The 18,130-nt window shown below is 38.8% G+C and carries 10 protein-coding genes; 4 read left to right on the forward strand and 6 right to left on the reverse strand.

Annotation, left to right across the window (positions count from 1 at the left end; genetic code table 11):
* Positions 1 to 135 precede the first annotated feature (135 nt).
* The 5 genes from J8L70_RS10740 to J8L70_RS10760 all read right to left on the reverse strand — a co-directional run bounded on the left by J8L70_RS10740 (position 136) and on the right by J8L70_RS10760 (position 8,034).
* The gene (locus tag J8L70_RS10740; protein WP_211055582.1) at positions 136 to 750 is read right to left on the reverse strand and encodes a TetR/AcrR family transcriptional regulator; all 615 of its coding nucleotides are present in this window, start codon (positions 748 to 750) and stop codon (positions 136 to 138) included.
* Positions 751 to 799: 49 nt separating this feature from the next.
* The gene (locus J8L70_RS10745; RefSeq protein ID WP_211055583.1) at positions 800 to 2,212 is read right to left on the reverse strand and encodes an efflux transporter outer membrane subunit; all 1,413 of its coding nucleotides are present in this window, start codon (positions 2,210 to 2,212) and stop codon (positions 800 to 802) included.
* A complete protein-coding gene (locus J8L70_RS10750) occupies positions 2,212 to 5,343 on the reverse strand; it encodes an efflux RND transporter permease subunit (RefSeq protein WP_211055584.1) in 3,132 nt (1,043 codons plus the stop codon). Before J8L70_RS10750 ends, J8L70_RS10745 begins: the two co-directional genes overlap by 1 nt.
* Positions 5,344 to 5,355: 12 nt before the next feature.
* Complete coding sequence (locus tag J8L70_RS10755) at positions 5,356 to 6,519, reverse strand: efflux RND transporter periplasmic adaptor subunit (protein ID WP_211055585.1); 1,164 nt, start codon at positions 6,517 to 6,519, stop codon at positions 5,356 to 5,358.
* A gap of 405 nt (positions 6,520 to 6,924) precedes the next feature.
* A complete protein-coding gene (locus J8L70_RS10760; RefSeq protein ID WP_211055586.1) occupies positions 6,925 to 8,034 on the reverse strand; it encodes an arginase family protein in 1,110 nt (369 codons plus the stop codon).
* A 412-nt stretch (positions 8,035 to 8,446) separates the two neighbouring features.
* On the opposite strand from J8L70_RS10760, the gene udp reads away from it, so the two are divergent.
* The 3 genes from udp (at position 8,447) to J8L70_RS10775 (ending at position 15,737) form a co-directional block, all read left to right on the forward strand.
* Positions 8,447 to 9,202 carry a uridine phosphorylase gene (udp, locus tag J8L70_RS10765; RefSeq protein ID WP_211055587.1) on the forward strand — a complete coding sequence of 252 codons (756 nt, stop codon included), beginning with the start codon at positions 8,447 to 8,449 and terminating at the stop codon, positions 9,200 to 9,202.
* A gap of 432 nt (positions 9,203 to 9,634) precedes the next feature.
* Positions 9,635 to 12,373 carry a chondroitinase-B domain-containing protein gene (locus tag J8L70_RS10770; protein ID WP_211055588.1) on the forward strand — a complete coding sequence of 913 codons (2,739 nt, stop codon included), beginning with the start codon at positions 9,635 to 9,637 and terminating at the stop codon, positions 12,371 to 12,373.
* 331 nt (positions 12,374 to 12,704) lie between these two features.
* Positions 12,705 to 15,737, forward strand: a complete 3,033-nt coding sequence (locus tag J8L70_RS10775; RefSeq protein WP_211055589.1) for a TonB-dependent receptor — start codon at positions 12,705 to 12,707, stop codon at positions 15,735 to 15,737.
* A 107-nt stretch (positions 15,738 to 15,844) separates the two neighbouring features.
* Here the strand turns inward: J8L70_RS10775 and cdd are convergent, their stop codons facing one another.
* On the reverse strand, positions 15,845 to 16,783 hold the full coding sequence (cdd, locus tag J8L70_RS10780; RefSeq protein WP_211055590.1) for a cytidine deaminase: 939 nt from the start codon (positions 16,781 to 16,783) through the stop codon (positions 15,845 to 15,847).
* Between the two features lie 285 nt (positions 16,784 to 17,068).
* On the opposite strand from cdd, the gene J8L70_RS10785 reads away from it, so the two are divergent.
* On the forward strand, positions 17,069 to 18,082 hold the full coding sequence (locus J8L70_RS10785; RefSeq protein ID WP_211055591.1) for a purine nucleoside permease: 1,014 nt from the start codon (positions 17,069 to 17,071) through the stop codon (positions 18,080 to 18,082).
* Positions 18,083 to 18,130: the final 48 nt, after the last annotated feature.

Genomic DNA, 18,130 nt, shown 5'->3' on the forward strand with positions numbered 1-18,130 from the left:
GATATTTAATAAAATTAAAATTTACGGTTTTGTAACTGGGTAATAATTACAATTAAATAAGTGAATTATTCACAAACAGTACTTACTTATTTGGAAGTAGGCTTAGCTATAAAAAATAACTAAGCTTTGTTTAAATTAAAAAGGAGACAATAAGGTTTTTATAGCAGGTCGAAGTGCAATCAAGACTGTTTCTTCTGTTAGCTCTGGGTAGAGCACCTTACGTAGTAATAGTCCTCCCATAACAGAAAAAATAACATTTATTCGGCTTTCTATTTCTTGCTCATCATGAAATTTAACCAGGCTGCTTTCGCTAGTTAATAATCGGTGCATGCGTTGTCGCGCCTGCGTGTCTTTTTCTCGCAATAATGTGGCGACTTTTTTATTACGTCCAGCTTCTGCCATCATGTCTAAGTCAACAACACAATTACCGGTATCCATATGTCTTTGCACACCAATATTTAAACCATCAAGGAGTACAGATAATATATCGCCCGGCTGTTGTTCAAACTGTTCAAAAATAGAGAACATTTCGGCCATATCTTTTTCTATAATACTTTCTATAATGGCTTCTTTGCTATTGAAATAATTATAAATATGGCCTGCACTCATCCCAGCTGTTTTAGATATTTCTGCCATTCCGGCGCCATGGTAGCCTTTACGGCGAAAGCACTGTGCTGCAGCATTTAAAATTTGCTCTCTTCGCGCTTTAGCAATGTTAGGATCGCTTTGCCTTTTTGGTTTAACGCTCATGCAATCCCCCTATTTAAACTCATGTCAGTATTAAAATTACCGGGCTGCATTATAAACCTGATTGCTCTGATTTATCATGCCAACCACCACCGAGAACTTTGTATAAACTAATTTTACTTGCTAATAATGCTTTTTGACCATTAATAAGTTGCTGCTGCGCTGACACCCAATTTCTTTGTGCATCAAGGACTTCTAAGTAACTATCGGCCCCTAATTTATAGCGTTCGTTGGCTATATCAAAGGTTATTTTACGGCTATTTACAAGGCGTTGTAATGCCTTTAACTGTTCTTGATAGCCTTGATTATCTGCAAGTGAATCGGCAACTTCACGAAAAGCTTGCTGAATTTTTTGCTCATAGGTCGTTAAAGCAATCTGTTGATCTGTTTTAGCAACATCTAGATTAGCTCTGTTTTTACCCATCGTAAAAATAGGTAAAGTTATATTAGGTGTAAAGCTCCATGTACCAGAGCCTCCACTAAATAAATCCCCCAATTCACTTGATGTTGTACCTGCACGAGCTGTTAGGCTAATATTTGGATAGAAAGCGGCGCGGGCAATACCTATATTGGCATTGGCAGCTAAAAGCTGATGTTCAGCGGCTTTTATATCGGGTCGCTGAGTTAACAAATCAGAAGGAAGACCAACAGGTATTACAGGTAAATCTAATAAAGTATTAAGTGATTTTTCTGGTAATAACGAAACATCAAAATGACGCCCTACTAAAAGCGCTAATGCATTTTTATCACGCTGTAATAATCGCTTGTAGGTTGCAATGTCAACTTCAGCATTCGCCACTGTACTTTTAAGTTGCTCAAGTGTAATTTTTGATGTGGCACCTAAATTAAAGCTTTTTTGAGTTAAATCTAAAGACGCTTGTTGAGAAACTAATGTTTCTTGAGCAAACCCCAATAATTGTAAATCTGCAGCGTAATTTAACCAGGCATTCGCTATTTCTGACACCAAAGAAACTTGTGTACTGTATTGAGTTAATTCAGTAGAGAATAGGGTTTGTAAAGCTTGTTCTGTTTGATTGCTTACTTTTCCCCAAATATCAAGTTCGTATGATGTTATACCTACCGTTGCAGTATATTGTGAACTGATCCCTGCCTCACCGGTTGATGTTAAATCACTAGGTAGTCGTGTGCGAGAGCCGTTACCGTTAAAATCAAGTGAGGGATACAACGCTGATTTTTCAATCTGGTATAACCCTCTTACTCGTTGGACATTTAACTGAGATATTTTCATATCTTTGTTATTTTCAAGCGCAATACTAATCAGTTGTTGCAAGTTTTGATCTTGAAAAAACTGCTGCCACTTCAAACTTTCAACATTACCTTGCGAGGTGCTTTGTCCATAACTATCTGGCACAGGAAGTGCAATATTTTGCTGTTCGGGTGCAAGTTGACAGCCACTAAGCACGGCTGAAGTAATTGCGCTGAGTGCTAACTTTTTAAATAACATTATGCTTGCTCCTGGTTTGTTGTTTTTGCTTTACCTGGGAATATTTTACGTATCAAGACAAAAAATACTGGCACAAATACCACGACCAAAATTGACGACGCTAACGTGCCGCCAATAATTGAAATACCTAACGCATTTTGTGCTCCTGAACCTGCACTACTTGCAATTGCCAATGGTAATACACCACAAATAAAAGCAAGTGATGTCATTAAAATAGGTCGTAAACGTAACCTAACAGCAGCCACTGCGGCATCCACTAAACTAAGTCCTTCATCCATTTTATGAATTGCAAACTCAACGATTAATATCGCATTTTTAGACGCGAGGCCAATTGTTGTCAGTAATCCTACTTGCAAGTATATGTCGTTCGATAACCCTCCAAATAGCGCCGCCACAGAAGCACCAAATATACCCAGTGGTACAATCATCATAACCGCCACAGGCACCGACCAACTCTCATAAAGTGCCGCTAAACATAAAAATACAAATAATAAAGACAAACCATACAGTAATGGAGCCTGACCACTGCTTGAGCGCTCTTGGTAAGAAATAGCCGTCCATTCAGAGCTAATACCTGTTGGCAGTTGTTTTACTAAACGCTCTATTTCATCCATTGCTTCACCGGTGCTATATCCTGGCGCCGCACTACCTTGTATTTCCATTGCAGAAAAACCGTTATAGCGCTCTAATCTAGGAGAACCGTAAGTCCAATATGAACTCGCAAATGCAGAAAAAGGCACCATGTTTCCTTGATCATTACGCACATACCATTTATTTAAATCTTCAGGAACCATACGCGATTTAGCAATACCTTGAAGGTATACTTTTTTCACTCGCCCACGGTCAATAAAGTCATTGACATAACTACTCCCCCAAGCGGTGGCTAGCGTGCTATTGATACTACTTTGCGACACACCTAACGCGGCGGCTTTGGCTAAATCAACATCGAGTTGCAGCTCAGGTTTGTCTTCTTGACCATTTGGACGTACGCCATTTAATATTGGGCTTTGACTTGCCATGCCAAGCAACATATTGCGGGCTTGCAATAAAGCATCGTGGCCCAAGCCAACACGGTCTTGTAAAAACAAAGTAAAACCATTAGCAGTGCCTAACTCGATAATCGCTGGCGGTGGGAATGCAAAAACAAATGCTTCTTTAATAGTTGAGAAATACCCCATCGCTTTTCCTGCTACTGCACCGACAGATAAATCTGCACGTTCACGCTCATCCCAGTGTTTTAATCCAACAAACCCAATTGCAGTGTTTTGTCCCGAACCCGCAAAACTAAACCCTGATACAGCAAACACAGATCTAACGGCTTCTGATTGTTCATTTAGATAATGGTTTTCCATTTTTTTCACTACGTTTAGCGTATCTTCAGCTGTTGAACCGGCAGGAAGTTGTACCATATTAAATAAAATGCCCTGGTCTTCGTCAGGTAAAAACGCAGTTGGTAAATTTGAGAAAATATACACCATGCCACCGACAATTAAGCCATAACATAATAAGTAACGTTTCGCTTTTGAGATCATACGGCTAACAAAGGTTTGTGCCCCGGCATTCGTTTTATCGAATCCACGGTTAAAGCCTGAGAAAAACTTACCTAATAACGACCCACTTTTGTGCTCATGACTCGGTTTTAGCAAAGTAGCACATAAAGCAGGGGTTAAAATTAAGGCAACTAACACCGATAACCCCATCGCTGATACTAACGTAATTGAAAATTGACGATAAATAACCCCCGTAGAGCCGCTAAAAAACGCCATAGGAATAAATACTGCCGAAAGCACCATTGCAATACCAACAAGGGCTCCTTTAATTTCATCCATAGATTTACGCGTTGCTTCGAGTGCGGATACACCTTCTTCAGTCATTACCCGTTCAACATTTTCTACAACAACAATCGCATCATCAACTAATAAACCGATTGCCAATACCATAGCAAACATCGTCAAAGTGTTAATTGAGTAACCAAAGGAATATAAAATGGCAAAGGTACCGAGTAAAACAACCGGTACAGCAATTGTCGGTATAATGGTTGCTCTAAAGTTCTGTAAAAATAAGTACATAACAACAAATACTAAAACAATCGCTTCAATTAACGTATGCACTACTTTTTCAATAGAAATAGAAACAAAAGGAGTTGTATCGTATGGTATTGCCGTCGTTAGGCCTTCAGGGAAGTAAGGTTTTAGCTCTTCAAGTGCGGCCTTTACACCTTGTGCTGTATCGAGTGCATTTGCGCCACTGGCCAGTTTTATCCCCACACCTGATGCCGGTTTACCATTGTATCGCGCTGATACACGATAACTTTCACCGCCTAAATCAACGCTGGCTACATCTTTTAATCGTACGACAGAACCATCAACATTTGTTTTAACTAATATATTTTCAAACTGCTCTGGCGTTTGTAATCGGCTTTGTGCGGTTACTGTTGCATTTAATTGTTGCCCCTCTACGGCTGGCATACCACCTAATTGCCCCGCCGACACTTGTGCATTTTGAGCACTAATTGCAGTACTAATATCACTGGGGGTTAATTTATAGTTTAATAATTTTGCAGGATCGAGCCAAATACGCATGGCATATTGCGAACCAAAAAGTTGTACCTCACCGACCCCATCTACACGAGCAATAATATCTTGTACATTTGATGAAACATAATCACCGATATCGATATTGCTCATACTGTCGTTTTCAGATAAAAATGCGACAACCATTAAAAAGTTACGAGCCGATTTAGCAACAACAACCCCTTGTCGCTGAACTTGCTCTGGTAATAATGGGGTGGCTGTTGCTAACTTATTTTGTACTTGTACCTGCGCAATATCAGGGTCAGTACCTGCGCTAAAAGTCAATGTTAGCGTTGCTGAACCTGTGGACTCTGAAGTAGATGACATATATAACAAGCCATCAAGTCCTTTCATTTTTTGCTCTATTACTTGGGTGACGGTATCTTCAAGTGTACGCGCTGAGGCACCTGGATAAGTAGCCGTTATACTCACCGCTGGCGGTGCGATTGATGGGTATTGAGCAACCGGTAACTTTTGAATAGCAAGTACACCCGCTAACATCACTACTATGGCTAACACCCATGCAAAGATAGGTCTATCGATAAAAAATCGTGACATTAAAACTCTCCGTTATTGTGCATCAGTTGTAGAGGCGGTAGCAATAGGTGAAGGATTAACCAAGGCGCCAGGTCTTATTTTTTGTAACCCCTCAACAATTAATTTATCGCCTTCATTTAAACCTTCAGATACGAGCCAATTAGAACCAATAGTACGGTCAACTTTTAATACCTTACTTTGAACAGTATTATCTTTTGTTACTACCATCGCGGTGGCTTGTCCTTTATTGTTTCGGCTAATGCCGCGTTGAGGCGCTAAAATAGCATCATTTTTTACACCTTCAACAACTTCTGCTCTAACATACATACCCGGTAGTAGTAATTGCTCAGGGTTAGGAAATTTAGCTCTGAGCGTTACTGAGCCCGTTCCCGGATTAACACTCACCTCTGAAAACTGTAGCGTCCCTGTATGTGCATACTCAGAACCACCTTCTAATTTTAATTTAACTTGAGTTTGTTTTACTTCATCAATAGACAAGCTACCAGATGCTAACGCCTGTTTTAATTTTGTGAGCTCACTGCTCGCTTGTGTTAAATCAACATAGATGGGGTCTAATTGAGTTACGGTTGCAAGTACAGATGCTTGATTTGCACTCACTAAAGCCCCCACCGTTACATCAGATTTACTAATTTGTCCGCTTATAGGTGAAGATACCAAGCTATAATCTAAATTAATCTTGGCTGTTTGTAATTGTGCTTTTGCTGTGAGTAATTCGGCATTTGCTTGTTTGTAAGCGCCATCCGCTTCATCATAATCTTGTTGGCTCACTGCTTTTATTTTTAGCAGCTCTTTGTAACGCTCTGCTTTTGACTTATTAATTGCAATGCTTGCCTGTGCGCGTGCAACAGCAGCTTCGCTCACTGCAACTTGCGCTTCAAATGTGGCTGGATCAATTTGATATAGCGCTTGGCCTTTTGACACAACACTCCCTTCGGTAAACAAACGCGACTGAATAATGCCTGTTACTTGAGGTCTTATTTGCGCAATTTGAAATGCACTTACTCGTCCAGGTAATTCTGTTGTTAATGTTGTTGTTTGCGATTTAAGGTTAATGACACCAACGGGCACAGCTTGAGGTGTTGCACTTTGCTGCGCTGTATTTTCATCACACCCTGACAAAGTGGTCGTTCCTATAAGTGTTGCTACTAACAATAAAGTAATACGAGAACGCTGCATAAAAATACCTTTTAAATTAATTTAACTTGTTTCGTTTTTTACGTTAATACAGTGATAAATTTATCACTGTATTGCTTGCAAAATTTTGTCTATAAATAATCGCTTTATTTTGTATGCTTTTATTTAGAGTGAACGATCATTCTAAATAAAATAATGAAAATTTGAAATCTAAAAACAGTTTAAATAACATTCTTATACGTTTAATGACAAAACTCACGATAGGAAGTAAAAAATAGAGAATGAAATGATCTTTATGGTGAAAAGCGCTGCACAAATAGCGGTTAATCGCAAAACTGCGGCAGCATTATTAATGCTATTCATTAAATTTATAGAGGGTTTTTATATAATTCATTTAACCCCACATTCATTAAGCAATAATAATCATGGGGTTAAAAACCATTAGGGTTATTTATTCATTTCATTTATTAAAAATGCTGAAATTTTAGCCCCTTCTTTTAATGTCGTTTGTGAGCTACTTTCTCCTACCAATGAACTATCAGTAAATGGCGCTATTTCCATCATATCAGCACCTGTTATTGCAAACTCCTTAGCAATTGCTTTTAAAATGTCTAATGCATGCTCTGGTGTTAATCCATTTTCTTCTGGTGTGCCTGTAGCAGAGGCAAATTGAGCATCTAACGCATCTATATCAAAACTGACATATACTTCGTCAACATTATCAGCTTTTAACTGAGCAATCGTTTGCTCTGCAATAGCCTGAGCACCTTGTTCAATGATTTCATGTGCCCAATGTTGTTTAACTCCAAATGTTTGCTCCCAATGTTGCTTAGGCTGTCCACTTGAACGTATGCCAAATTGAATTAAGTGATGTGGCGCGGGTAAAAACTCTAAAATATGGGTGCACCAAGATCCAAAACATAAATCAATACCAAGGCGTTCGACTAATAAATCGGTATGAGCATCAAAATGAATAATAGCGGTTCGCTTTCCTTGTGCACGCTTTGCTTTTAAATAAGCTTTTGTTAAGGGATAACTAATAGAATGATCGCCACCGATCCCAAAAATCCCTTTATCAGTAAACGTATCGTAAAAGCTATCGCACACTTCTTCGGTTATAGATAAAGGGCTAACATAATAGTCATTTTTATCATCGTTATATAAGGCTGTTTGGCATCGGCTGATCGTTGCCTCGTTTAAATACTTATCGTGTAATAAGTGCGGTATCACCCGTACATCACCTAAATCAAACGCCATGCAATTTGGGTGTTGATCTATCAGCGTAGAACGTAAAAATAAGGGCCCCCAATTAGCGCCACGTAAAATACCACCGCCGCAGTCAGAGCTTATACCTAAAATAACGGCCTTATGTTCGCTGTTTGCTAAACTGTTCAGCGATTCTCGCCATAAGGCATCTACATTATCAGTTTGACCATATAGTTTATTACGTAATGCGTCTTTTCTTTCTTTTGCTGTATTTACAGTAAATACACCATCACCGGGGACACATAAATAGTGCTCAACTTTATCTTTAAATGCGTTAAATTGTGTGCTCATAAATTGCCTATTAAGATTGATATGATTTCTTCGCTTTTTGATTAGTTATGCAAAATCGCTGTTGTATAAATTTATTCTCTATGTGCTTAAAATTATTTTATCTCGATATAAAAACAATATTTAACGCTGTAAAATAAGGAATAAACCCTGCAAATAAAAACAATAAACCATTGATTGTTAAAAATATTAATTTTCAATGGGGACAATAAACTAACCAAGAACGTGACTTATAATACTGAATATAGAGATATGAAAGACAAGTCAATCTAGTTGTTATTTACGTAAAAATTTAATCTGATTTGTTATTCATAGAGTGTGAATAAAATAATGCGGACAATGGTCCTGTACTTACAAAAGCAATAAAGTAAACATGCTAGATTGATAGTAAATTTTTATAATAAAGGGCTCAGTTATGGAAAAGGTATTTCACTTAGGACTATGTTTAGATGATGTTAAAGGCGCAAAGCTTGCTATTGTACCAGGAGACCCTGATCGTGCCGCGCGTATTTCTGAGTATTTAGATAACCCAACCTGCCTAGCTAAAACCCGCGAATACCATGTTTATTTAGGCCAACTTAATGGTCAATCAGTTGTTATATGTTCTACCGGTATTGGTGGTCCATCAACGTCTATTGCCGTTGAAGAATTAGCACAACTTGGAGTACGCACATTCTTACGAATTGGTACCACGGGCGCAATTCAACCTCATATAAATGAAGGCGATATATTAATAAGCCAAGCATCAGTTCGTTTAGATGGCGCAAGTCAACATTTTGCTCCACTGAGCTTTCCGGCTGTTTCAGATTTTTACACTACACAAGCAATGGTGCAAGCGTGTAAAAACTTAAACACTGAATTTCATATTGGTATTACAGCATCTAGCGATACATTTTATCCAGGCCAAGAACGATATGATACATTTTCGGGCTACGTACCTAAATCGCTTCAAGGAAGCTGTGAAGAATGGCAAAACCTAGGTGTGATGAATTACGAAATGGAATCTGCGACTTTATTTACCATGTGTGCCGCCCTAGGCTTAAAAGCCGCGTGTGTTGCCGGTGTATTAGTCAATCGTACTCGTCAAGAAATTCCAAATGTTGACCACGGTGAGATAGAGAAAAAATCAGTCGCTGTTGTTATTGAAGCTGCTAAAGTACTTTTAGATTAAATATAAATGGGTTGGCATGCTTATTTACTTGCTAACCCTAATTACACCGGCTAAATACCAGTCGTGTGTGTTTAGATATTACCAATTCATTAAAACCCACATTATTTATTATAAGTCGAACCAACGACGACCACTTTGTTCCTAAAACCCACTATATCGTGCGCTAATCATGAAAAACACATCAGCGTAATGATGACCCTTATTTAAAATGTGAATTAAATGTAACTTTTTTGAAGAATAGTGCTAGAAATCGTATTGTTAATATGCTTATATACAAATGGGTTAACAATCAGGTATTAACACACACCTAAAAATCAATACAAATTGGTAATAGACCCATAACTTACAATTTTACACACTGACCATTAAGTAAAATATCAGGCTATACACCTGTAATTTTATTATGCTTTGCTTTTAGGAGAGTTCATCACCATGAAGATTAAAACATTCGCACTATGCGCTATAGCCGCGGCCCTTGCAGGTTGTAATAACAGTTCAGATAATAATTCAAATACTTTAGGCACTATTAGCCTTTCGGGTACCCCTTTATCTGGTGAAACATTAACCGTTGCTGTAAGCGATGAAAATGGCATTACAAATGATATTACTTATATTTGGTATGCCGATGGCACTACAATTGCTGATGCGACCTCTCCTTCTTTTACATTAACTGATGATCAAATCGGAACAGCTATCACAGCACAAGCACTTTACACTGATGATGCAGGCTTTAATGAATCTCACATAACCGATGCCACTTCAGATGTCAGTGCAATTGCATTTGAATCGAGTGTAAGCATAACCGGTGATGCTTTAATAGGCGCAACTTTAACCGCCGCGGTTTCTGATGAAAATGGTATCGAAAACGCCTCTATTACATATACATGGTTTGCTGATGATGTCGCTATAGCTGATGAAGTAACCAGTACATTAACGCTAACAGAAGCACAGTTTGGCGCAGTGATCACTGTCGGTGTTGCTTTCACCGATGACCGAGGCTTTGCAGAATCGGCAACCTCTTTAGGGACTGACCCTGTACAAAGAACAAACTCACAAGGCAGCGTAGCGATTACTGGCACTCCGACTGTAGGCAATACCCTAACAGCAGAAATAGCCGACGAAGATGGGGCCACTGGCGATATTAGCTATCAATGGCTTGCAGATGACGTTGCTATCTCAGGTGCGACTAACAATACTTACCTTGTTGAAGCAGCACTTATTGGTATGGCAATTAGTGTACAAGTAACTTATACCGACGATAACGGCTTTGCTGAAAGTAATACCTCTGAGGCGACTGCACCGGTCACAGCTGAACTTGTTCCTGCTCAAGGCTCGATTGAAATTACAGGCTCTTTCCCATATTTAACATCTGGTGAATTAACGGCTGACATTTCAGATAACAACGGTTTTTCTCAAGAGAACGTGACATTTACATGGTATGCCGATGATGTTGCTATTGCAGATACCAATAACGCCACTTTTACTCCTGCTGACTATGCGGGTGCGATTATCTCTGTAAGTGCTACATATACTGATAATGATGGATTCGATGAATCTCTATCAACAGCATTAGAAAGTGTCATATATACTGAGGTTGTCAATAGCTCTGCTACATTAGCTGACGCTATTGCTGCAGCTGCAAGTGGTGATGTAATCGGTTTAAATACCGCCACTTACGCTGATGTAAGTGAAATATCTCTCGCTGCGGCAGTAACCTTACGTGCAGTAGAAGGTGAAACACCTGAACTAACCGGCGAATTATGTTTACATGTCGCCGATGGTGTAGACGGTGCGACTATCTCTGGTTTAACACTTAAAAGCATTAACACATTACCTGATTCGACGTGTGATGGTGAAGATTCGGTTATTTACTCAGAAGGTGATAATTTTACTTTCTCAAACAACACTATCGACGGGGAAGCAGAAACATTAAACAATACTGAATATCAGTGGGTAATGCTTAAAGGCCAAGGGGCATTAATTGAACGAAATACCTTTACAGGCAGAACACAAGCTGAAGAAGGTTCATTTATTAAAATGTCATCGTCTAGCTCTGATCATGTTATTCAATATAACTTATTCTCAGACAGTGCTAATGCAAACTACAACAATTCAAGCCTATATTTAATGCAAGTAGGTAGCACTACAGGTGTTGATGCCGCGACCAGCTCTAACATTACTATTCAATATAATCGTGTTGAAAATGTAGTCACCGGCCGTCGATTAATGCGTGTACAAACATCAGGTGCAACGATTAAAGGTAATACAATCTTTAATCCAAATGGGGGGATTTCACTCGAAGATGGGGGTTATAACACCGTTTCAGATAACGTTATTATTCGTACTACTGATTTAACTGATGGCGATTCTGATGATAGACCTTCAGGTGTATTAATTACGCCGCTAGGCCATACTATCAGCAACAACTACATCGCAGGTATTCGTTCAGGTAACAAAGAAGCCGGCGGTATCGTATTTACACCCAACCCATTCTCTCAAGGTAGCGGTGATGATAACTATGGCTTACCCAATGCTGGTAACCAAGCAATATTAGATAATGGGACAGCAAGCTTTAAGTTAAATGTGACTAACAACACGGTACTTAACTCACTACAGCCAATTGTTTTTAGTACTGAAATTGGTTCACGTGCAGAGGGGGGAGTGGGAGATTGTGATGAGCTGGCAACTACTTCAACTTTATATTCATTAGTGGTAAATAACTTCAATATAAACTTTGATGGAAACTTAATGGCTAACGGTTTAGGTGCTGATGATACTGCCGCAGCGACCACTGTTGGTTTATACTTCGACTCAGAAGCGATTAGTAGTGACCACTCATTTGAATACGATTGTGACCTTATCGACCAAACTAACTCTAGCTTAACAAATAACTTTGGTTTCATGGACAGCCGTGTTTCTGGAGATAGCGATGAGAACTGGGTTGAGATCAGAAAGTTAAATGGCAATGGTAATTTTGACACGGATGGTGCAATTGACCAAAATCCAGCAGACAACGGTAAAGAAGCACCGGATTTTGTTACTGCCGAAAGTACATTAATAGAAACAAATCCAGATGGTGCGCAATCATTAGCTGGAGCACGTGATTTACATTATATTCAAACAGCTGAAGTTGGTGCCGGTTCAACTTGGACTATGACAAATGAAGACTAATATTTAACATATTTAAAAACCCCGAAAGGGGTTTTTTTATGCCTATAATAATACATAATTTATTTTTAGATATACTCAGACTCCCTTGTACCCCTTATAAACCCTACTCTCTTGCTCGACTGCCCTAGCTAAAAATCCAACTCAAAATTGGTTATACAGATTTGGACTATAGGCCTCACAAATTGGTCTACCTATTTGGTAACATTTATGATTGATAATTGGTTGATATATTGGTTACATTTCAGTATATTGAACTAGAAGCTTTACATACATAACATTAACATAACAAGCGGCACACAATTAGTCACACTACAACTAACGGAGATCACACATGTCGTTGCAATCACAAATAGAGAATACTGCATCACACAATGCCTTTATGCTACGTCCTTTAGCAAAATGGGTAAGAACCGCTGCACTTGCAGGTTTAGCAGGTACCAGTGCCTTTTCAGTCCATGCTCAAGAAGCACAAGAAACAACCGCTGAAGTAGACCCTGATGTAGAAATAATAAGCATTGTCGGAACGCGTAAGACTATCCAAGATCAAATTTCATTAAAGCGTGAAGCAACAACCGTTGTTGACGGTTTATCTGCTGAAGATATTGGTGATCTTCCGGCTTTATCAATTGGTGAAGCGTTAGAATCAATTACGGGTGCAGCCTCACACCGTGAAAATGGCGGTGCGACAGAAATTACCATTCGTGGTTTAGGTCCATTTTTAAGTGCAACACATATCAACGGCCGTGAAGCAACCAATGGTAGTGGTGACCGCTCAGTTAACTTTTCACAATTTCCTTCTGAACTTGTAAAAAAAGTAGCGATTTATAAAACACAAGATGCGTCGATGATTGAAGGTGGTGTTGCAGGTGTTATCGCACTTGAAACAATTACTCCTCTTGATTTTGGCAAGCAACGTGTATCAGGCGAAGTTAAATTAAACTACAACCCTGATGAATCAAACGTTGATAATTCACTGCAAAGTGATTTAGGTTACCGTGGTACCTTTAGTTATGTAGACCAATATGAATTTGCTAATGGTCAAGCTGTTGGTGTTTCATTTGGTGTACAACGTCAAGATATTAGCCAACCAGAAGCTGAATACAGAAGCTCAAGTCCTACAGGTTCATCTTTATGGGCATGTTTAAACGATCCGACTAATACAAATGAAGGTTTTTACCGCAGCAGTGCAGGTGATTGTGAAGATCAAGTCAGTGGAAGCAGCAACCAAGGTTATCAAACTGACATTGACCCAGATACTGGGGTAGCAGAAAGTGATGGCACACCTTACGCTTGGACAGGTAGTAGCCGAAGCTTCCGTCAAAATGAAACCTCTGATGAACGTGATGCTCTTTTCTTTGCATTACAATATCAACCTAATGATGAATGGGATATCAATTTTGATACTCAAATATCAGATCGTACTCAACAAGAAGCACGTCATGATTTAATCTTCTTACAAAAACGTGCAACGCCTGGTGTAACAGGACCAACACTTGTAACAAATAGCGTAGGCGGAATCTTACACTGGGAAGGCGAAGAGCGTATAGAAACATCAGGTGAGCAGTTCTCACGTGAAGAAAACTATCGCGGCTTTGGATTGAATATTGAACATACCGTAACAGATCGTTTAACGGTAGAAGTTGATTTTGGTTACTCGCAAACTAAACGTGAAGAGTTACAAATTTCTAACCGTGCAAGAACATCAGATCGTAACTTCTTCTCTTGGGATATGGGTAGCGAAATCCCACATTTCACTCTTACCGATTTTGACGTAACTGATATTTCAAACTTTACTGATAGCTTAAGAACGCGTATCGATAGAGAAAATGTACGTGAAAATGAAGTTGTATCTGCTCGTATTGACTTCGATTATGAGCTAGACAGTGAAATATTTACTAAATTAGAAGGTGGTATCAGAACGTCTGAATTAACCTTTATTCAATTTGGTGGTAACCAAGGTAATGGTTCACGTACAGAATATAACTTAGACTCTTCGTCAGTTGCTGCATTAGATGTACTTGAAGGATGTCAAATTGATTTCCCTGAATCAGGTTTCTTATCAGGTGTATCTGATGGCAACATCATCACTCAAATAGATAGTGATGGTAATGTAATCGATAGTGGAACAGGTAATTCATGGGCAACATACGATAATGTTTGTTTCTCTAACGCTGTTGCAGCATCAAATGTCGATGGTGAGTTTGCTTATCCTGAAGTTGAATACGAAAATGCCGGGACTATTGATGTTACTGAAAAAACCACCTCTGCATATTTAATGGCAAGCTACGATACTGAAATGTTTGGTAAATTCATTCGTGGTAACTTTGGTCTACGTATTGTTGATACTGAAGTAACGTCTATCGGTTTTAGAAATAATTTTGATGTTATTACCGACCCAGATACAGGTATTGTTTCATTAGTTGAAGGCGATTCTCTAGAGAAAATCCAAGGTGGTGGTGATTACACTAAATACCTACCTAGCTTCAACTTAGTTGTTGATTACAGCGAAGATATTTTAATGCGTGCAGGTATATACCGTGGTATGTCACGCGCAGATCCTTCTGACTTAGGGTACAGCCGTACGTTCTCAACAGATGATGAAGTAGGCGCAACCTCAGTGTCTGATTTATTAGTAGGTGTTAATGGTTCTGGTAACCCAGATACACAACCGTTAATGTCATGGAACTATGATGCAGCGATTGAGTGGTACCCTAATGAAGACTCGATTTTTGCATTTAGCTTATACTACAAACAATTCCAAGGCGGTTTCCAACAGCAAACTGTACTAGAAGAATTTGTTGTTGATGGTGTGTCGGTATCACTACCTATCACAAATTCAGTAACCACTGATGAATCAAGTGAAATATTAGGTTTAGAAACGTCTTTCTCTTACCGTTGGGATAATGGTATTGGTATGAAGATAGGCTACAACTATGCTGATACTAATTTTGAGTTTGAAGATAGTAATTATGGTGATACTTACATTACTGATGTTAATGGCAATACAACGCAATTAACAGCTGGTATTGTTGACCCAGCATCAGTGCCTGGCTTCTCTAAGCATGTACTAAGCAGCCAACTTTATTACCAATTAGGTGACTTTGATACTGCCTTAATTTACAAATACCGTAGCGAATACTTCCAACCTTATACAAGTAACGGAACACGTTTACGCTTTGTTGATGGCGTGGGTGTGTGGGAAATGCGCGCATCATACAAAATCAACAGTAACTTTAAAGTTAAAGCAGAAGCAATTAACTTATTTAGCGCACCTAAATCACAAGATTACTACGTTGAAGGTAACTTAGGTGAAGTGAACGATTACGGTCCTCGTTTATTCTTAGGCTTAAGCTTTAAACTTTAACGTTTAAAGTCACTAAAAACTAAAAAAGCGGTTACTTTAAAAGTAACCGCTTTTTTGTGTTCACAATTTAACATGATTAAATTTATCTAATACCAGGTAACCATTATTTAGCTATTAATAGCAACTATCGGCGCGCTGATCACCTGTAATTTAGCAATAGAGCCAAAGCTTGCTAAGGCCGCGGTAGTAACAGTACGTTGATTTTCAAACCCCTTTGTTTCTAATAAAGTAATTTGTGTCACTGTTTCGCCATCAAAATTTAACCCTGCTAAAAAAAACTGACTAATGGCACTTTGCAGTGGTGACAAACTAGGACTATAAGCGGCATTTTCAGCATAACTCCCATAAAAATCCCCCTGCTCTGCAGTGCTAATTTTTACTGCACTATAATTATTGGTATAAGGGACATAAGCTTTAAGTGCGTACTCCACCAGCTTTTTATCAAGTGTTTCATCAACAAACTGATACTGCTGTGGCGCACTATTAAATAAACTATATTTGTTACCTAAATCGCTAGGACCAAATGAATGAGGCAATAACTCATTAAGTTTAAAAGCTTGTTTAGGAAGTAAAATATCAAATTCGTTAGCATCAGCCAGCTCATTCATAAACTGTCGACAGTAACCACATGGCGCATCACTTATTGCGATTTGGGTTATTTTTTTAGCGCCGTTTAGCCACGCATTATTAATTGCTGATTGCTCTGCATGTACCACTAAGCTCAATGCTTGATGATCAAACTCAACATTAGCGCCAAAATAAAAATGCGTAAGCTCATTTTCATCAAGACCGCTGACAATAGCGCCAACGTAAAATTTAGAGATAGGTGCGACAGCAAATTCCGAAGCGAAAGGGACTAACCCTTGTAATAAGGTTTCTTTACTCACTGATAGTGTGTTACACCATTGATCAATATCCTCAGCACGTAAAATGCCTCTCGCATTTTTAATTTGACTACGGATAGCGTGTGTTTGCTCAAGACTTAAAGAAATGTGCTTATTTTGCAGTGCAGTACTTTGCTGCGAAGAAAAAGTTGTTGATGCCATAACATATTATAATTATTTAATGGCTATGTAGTGTAAAAGGTTAAGTAATAAATTGCCAGAGTATGTTTACTTTAACATTAAATAGCCGCCCTTCTCTTAGCGCTAAACATATCGATTACGCCTTTATTATTTTCGTAACAAACGCCTTTTACATAAAAAACAAAGTAACAGCGTTAAATCATCGATATTGGTATATTGGCTGTAATATAAATGTTAATTTAATATCAATAAAAAACGAAATCCTAAATTTAACCAATTAAATAAGCCGCTTAATAAGGATATATTTTGAGAACACTTCATCTTAGTTTACTGCTACTACTGCTTTTTAGTTTTAATGCTTTTGCCAGTGAAGATAAAATTAAAGTTAAAGTATTCATTGCTGGCATGTTTGAGATAGGCGAAAACCAAGGCGACAAACCGGGTGAGTTTCAGTTTTGGTATTTAAACTATTTTCGCCATGCATCTCCCATTAAAGTGAAAGGCGCAGCAGGTTCTGTATTTTGTAATAACGCTGGGGTTTGTGGTTCTGTATTAGGGATGGGCAAGGTTGCCTCATCGTCTTCTATGCAAGCTATATTACTCAACGATGCATTTGATTTTTCTAACACTTACTTTATTTTAAGTGGTGTTGGCGGTACTCCTCCCGCTAAAGGCACAATTGCTGATGTAAGCTGGGGAAGTTGGTTAATTGATTACGATTTAGGCCATCGTTGGAAGCCTGAAGAGGCACCCATGGGTAAACCAACTTTTATGCCCCGTAGTGGTTATGAAAAAATACGCCGCTATCAATTAAACCCAACGCTTTTAAGCTGGGCTTTATCGTTAAGCCAAAATATACAACTTAAAGATTCAGTGAGTGCACAAAAGTATAGGCAACGTTACACGGAGAAAAATGCAAGACGCTCTCCAGCAGTCACCTATGGTACACATATGACAGGAGATACTTTTTTTCATGGTCCGGGGTTATCTGCAGAAGCTCAATATATTGCTGAACTATATGGTGCAGACGATTATGTAATGACAGAAATGGAAGCTGCGGCCATTACCCAAGTGATCAATAGACTCCACGGGACAGATAAAATACTTAGTTTACGTGGGGCTGTAAATTTTGATCAAGGAAACCCAAACGAAACAACGCTCGAGCATTTAGACCCCGCTCCGGGTCAAACTGCAGGCGGGTTTGCTGAAACAGTCCAGAACATTGTTTTAGTGGGATCTGCTGTGGTTGATCACATTGTTGTAAATTGGTTTACGTGGCAACATGGGGTGCCAAACTTTCCTGATTCTAAAACACGTTAACGCTTTATTTTTGAAAGACAAAAAAAAGGGATCGCATTGCGATCCCTT

Source organism: Pseudoalteromonas sp. MMG010, from assembly GCF_018100905.1.
Lineage (GTDB): Bacteria > Pseudomonadota > Gammaproteobacteria > Enterobacterales > Alteromonadaceae > Pseudoalteromonas.